Annotated in this window: 1 protein-coding gene; it reads right to left on the bottom strand. The window is 61.0% G+C overall.

Annotation, left to right across the window (positions count from 1 at the left end):
- The coding region (locus DY157_RS11850) for an IS1634 family transposase (RefSeq protein ID WP_160159542.1) at window positions 1–757 on the bottom strand (757 nt) is incomplete at its 3' end.
- Window positions 758–871 lie beyond the last annotated feature (114 nt).

Here is an 871-nt window from a genome sequence, read left to right as displayed (position 1 = left end):
TGCCAGCGTCGGCGACCACCACCATGTCGTGGGCGCCGTGGCGTTCCTGGAAAGCTTTGACGGTCGGCAGGATCGTCTGGGTTTCCGCCTTGTTCCCCTCCCAACACGAGACTTCCAGGGGGAAGCCGGCCCGGTCGACGAGCAGGCCCACCACGATCTGGGGGTCCACGCGCCGCTCCTTCGAATACCCCACCTTTCGAAGCTCGTCTTCCTTCTCCGCCTCGAAGTACAAGGTCGTGACGTCGTACAAGACCAGAGACAGGTCCCCGCCCGACAGGGCGTGGTGGAAACACGCTGTGGCGATCCGGTTCCGGTAGCCGTCCCGGTTAATGCGTTCCAACGCGTTGAACAGAGTCCTCAGGCTCGCGTGCTCCACACCAAGCTCATCGAGCACCCTCAGAGTGTCGGCCTTCGAGGTCGGCTCCACAATCCGCGCCAACACGAGCTGCTTAAACGCCTCATCCCCAACCGCACTGTCGAACCCGAGTGCCGCATACGCCATCTCCAGCGCTTCCCACAACCAGCGTGATCTCTTCGCCTCGATCACGCCCGGAGCCGAAGAGCCTGTAGCGAACACATCGAGAACGCCCTGATCGGGATGAAGACGCTCCCTGGCCGCCGCAACCAACGCTGCGAGCTCTGCCTCATCATGAGCGGTCCCCACATGCTCGACCACGCGGTTTGTCCGCCCAACCTTTTCCACAATCTGCACGGCAGTGCCACCACCATTGCGGACCTTGCGGACAAACGGGGCCATAACCCCGATTCTAAACGCCCTTTAAGTGACCCAAACCATCCAACCCAATACCCACTGACCAGCACAAACACTCCACCAAATACGCAAATAGCACCAAAGTTGCACGAGTCAGGT

Origin of the sequence: Actinomyces culturomici (assembly GCF_900499005.1) — a bacterium.
GTDB classification, from domain to species: Bacteria; Actinomycetota; Actinomycetes; order Actinomycetales; family Actinomycetaceae; genus Pauljensenia; species Pauljensenia culturomici.
This window is presented reverse-complemented; position numbering and strand designations above follow the sequence as displayed.